The following is a 2,760-nucleotide window of genomic DNA, read 5'->3' as shown; positions in this document are numbered from 1 at the left end:
GACGGCTGTGACCGCGCGCCCTATTCTGACGCACGGCACTGACACCAGGTGCTTCTCGAGGTCAAGACAAACGGTCAGCTGTCGCACAGCAGTTGTCGTTGAACAGCTCCACCTCGATGGCACCGGTGTAACCGGCCGCCTCCACGTGGTCCTGCCACTCCCGCATGTCGATCGCCCCGTCGCCGATCTGGCCACGGCCGGTGAGGACGCCCTCCGGGAGGGGCGTCGTCCAGTCGGCGAGCTGGAAGGTGTGGATGCGGCCGCCCGCGCCCGCCCGGGCGATCTGCGCGGGCGCGGTGTCGTCCCACCAGATGTGGTACGTGTCGACCGTGACGCCGACCTGGTGCGCCGGGAAGCGTTCGGCGATGTCCAGGGCCTGCGCCAGCGTCGACACCACACAGCGGTCCGAGGCGTACATGGGGTGCAGCGGCTCGATGGCCAGGCGGACGCCGTGCCGCTCCGCGTACGGGCCCAGTTCCGCCAGGGCGTCCGCGATGCGCTCCCGGGCGCCGTACAGGTCCTTGGAGCCCGCGGGCAGACCGCCCGAGACCAGGACCAGCGTGTCCGTGCCCAGCGCCGCCGCCTCGTCGATCGCGCGGCGGTTGTCGGCCAGGGCCTCCGCCCGTTCCCGCTGATCGACGGCCGTGAAGAAGCCGCCCCGGCACAACGTCGTCACCGTCAGGCCCGCGTCCCGGACCAGCTTGGCGGTGGCCTCCAGGCCGTGCGCCTGCACCGGCTCGCGCCAGAGCCCCACGTTGCGGATACCCAACCGGGCGCAGCCATCCGCAAGTTCCGGCAGCGACAGCTGCTTCACCGTCATCTGATTGATGGAGAAGCGCTCCAGCGACCCGCTCACTGATTCACCCCGTACACGCTCAGCAGCGTCTTCATCCGCTCTTCCGCCAGCTTCGGATCGGGGAACAGCCCCAGCCCGTCGGCCAGTTCGTACGCCGTCGCGAAGTGCGGCAGCGAGCGGGACGACTGCAGGCCGCCGACCATTGTGAAGTGCGACTGGTGGCCCGCCAGCCAGGCCAGGAAGACCACGCCCGTCTTGTAGAAGCGGGTCGGGGTCTGGAACAGGTGCCGGGAGAGCCCGACCGTGGGGTCCAGCAGATCGCGGAAGCCCTGCACATTGCCGGTGTCCAGGACCCGGACCGCCTGAGCCGCCAGCGGTCCCAGCGGGTCGAAGATGCCGAGCAGCGCGTGGCTGAAGCCCTGCTCGTCGCCCGCGATCAGCTCGGGGTAGTTGAAGTCGTCGCCCGTGTAGCAGCGCACGCCCTTCGGGAGCCGGCGGCGGATGTCGATCTCGCGCCGGGCATCCAGCAGGGAGACCTTGATGCCGTCGACCTTGTCGGGGTGGGCGGCGATGACCTCCAGGAACGTGTCCGTCGCCGCGTCCAGGCCGGACGAGCCCCAGTAGCCCTCCAGGGCCGGGTCGAACATCGGGCCCAGCCAGTGCAGCACCACCGGCTCGGCCGACTGGCGCAGCAGATGGCCGTAGACCTCCAGGTAGTCCTCGGGGCCGGAGGCCGCCGCCGCGAGCGCCCGGGACGCCATCAGGATGGCCTGCGCGCCGGACTCCTCGACGACCGCGAGCTGCTCCTCGTAGGCCGCGCGGACCTCCGCGAGCGAACCGGAGGCGATCTGGTCGGTGCCCACCCCGCAGGCGATCCGGCCGCCGACCGACTTGGCCTCGGCCGCCGACCGGCGGATCAGTTCGGCCGCGCACTCCCAGTCCAGGCCCATGCCGCGCTGCGCGGTGTCCATGGCCTCGGCGACGCCCAGCCCGTGGGACCACAGATGGCGGCGGAAGGCGAGGGTGTCGTCCCAGTCGACAGCGGCGGGCGAGTCGGGGGAGACGTCGGCGAGCGGGTCGGCGACGACGTGCGCCGCCGAGAAGACCGTGCGGGAGGTGAAGGGCGTGCCGGGGGTCACGGCCAGGGGCTCGGTGCGGGGCTCGTAGGTCCGCAACGCCCCGCCGGAGCCGGGGAGTCGGATCGTCACAGCGCGATCTCCGGTACGTCGAGACGGCGGCCCTCGGCCGAGGACTGCAGGCCCAGCTCGGCGAGCTGGACACCGCGGGCACCGGCCAGCAGGTCCCAGTGGTAGGGGGCGTCGGCGTAGACGTGCCGCAGGAACAGCTCCCACTGGGCCTTGAAGCCGTTGTCGAACTCGGTGTTGTCCGGGACCTCCTGCCACTGGTCGCGGAAGACCTCCGTGGCGGGGATGTCCGGGTTCCACACCGGCTTGGGGGTGGCGCTGCGGTGCTGGACGCGGCAGTTGCGCAGGCCCGCGACCGCGGAGCCCTCGGTGCCGTCGACCTGGAACTCCACCAGCTCGTCGCGGTTGACGCGGACGGCCCAGGAGGAGTTGATCTGGGCGATCGCGCCGCCCTCCAGCTCGAAGACGCCGTACGCGGCGTCGTCGGCGGTCGCGTCGTAGGGCTTGTCGTTCTCGTCCCAGCGCTGCGGGATGTGCGTGGCGGTGAGCGCCTGGACGGACTTCACCCGGCCGAACAGCTCGTGCAGCACGTACTCCCAGTGCGGGAACATGTCGACGACGATGCCGCCGCCGTCCTCGGACCGGTAGTTCCAGGAGGGGCGCTGGGCGGTCTGCCAGTCGCCCTCGAAGACCCAGTAGCCGAACTCGCCGCGCACGGAGAGGATCCGGGCCGCAAGATCATCATCGACACCTACGGGGGCATGGCCCGCCACGGCGGCGGTGCCTTCTCCGGCAAGGACCCGTCCAAGGTCGACCGCT

General features: G+C 71.3%; 2 protein-coding genes and 2 pseudogenes. 1 reads left to right on the top strand and 3 read right to left on the bottom strand.

The annotated features are described in order from the left end of the window. Positions 1–61 precede the first annotated feature (61 nt). The 3 genes and pseudogenes from ABZ281_RS45125 to ABZ281_RS45115 all read right to left on the bottom strand — a co-directional run. Positions 62–820 carry a sugar phosphate isomerase/epimerase family protein gene (locus ABZ281_RS45125; RefSeq protein WP_356664155.1) on the bottom strand — a complete coding sequence of 253 codons (759 nt, stop codon included), beginning with the start codon at positions 818–820 and terminating at the stop codon, positions 62–64. Positions 821–852: 32 nt separating this feature from the next. Beyond that, positions 853–2,004, bottom strand: a complete 1,152-nt coding sequence (locus ABZ281_RS45120) for a dihydrodipicolinate synthase family protein (protein ID WP_356664154.1) — start codon at positions 2,002–2,004, stop codon at positions 853–855. Further along, positions 2,001–2,669: pseudogene (locus ABZ281_RS45115) on the bottom strand (Gfo/Idh/MocA family oxidoreductase); the annotation flags it as partial. The pseudogene ABZ281_RS45115 and the gene ABZ281_RS45120, both read right to left, overlap by 4 nt. On the opposite strand from ABZ281_RS45115, the pseudogene ABZ281_RS45110 reads away from it, so the two are divergent. Next, positions 2,670–2,760 (top strand): annotated as a pseudogene (locus ABZ281_RS45110) (methionine adenosyltransferase domain-containing protein); the annotation flags it as partial.

It is taken from the genome of Streptomyces sp. NPDC006265, from assembly GCF_040613555.1.
Classification (GTDB): Bacteria; Actinomycetota; Actinomycetes; order Streptomycetales; family Streptomycetaceae; genus Streptomyces.
This window is presented reverse-complemented; position numbering and strand designations above follow the sequence as displayed.

Excerpts from the sequence above, each read along its gene's own strand:
- ABZ281_RS45125 (WP_356664155.1), bottom strand. The coding sequence starts at position 820 with ATGACGGTGAAGCAGCTGTCGCTGCCGGAACTTGCGGATGGCTGCGCC.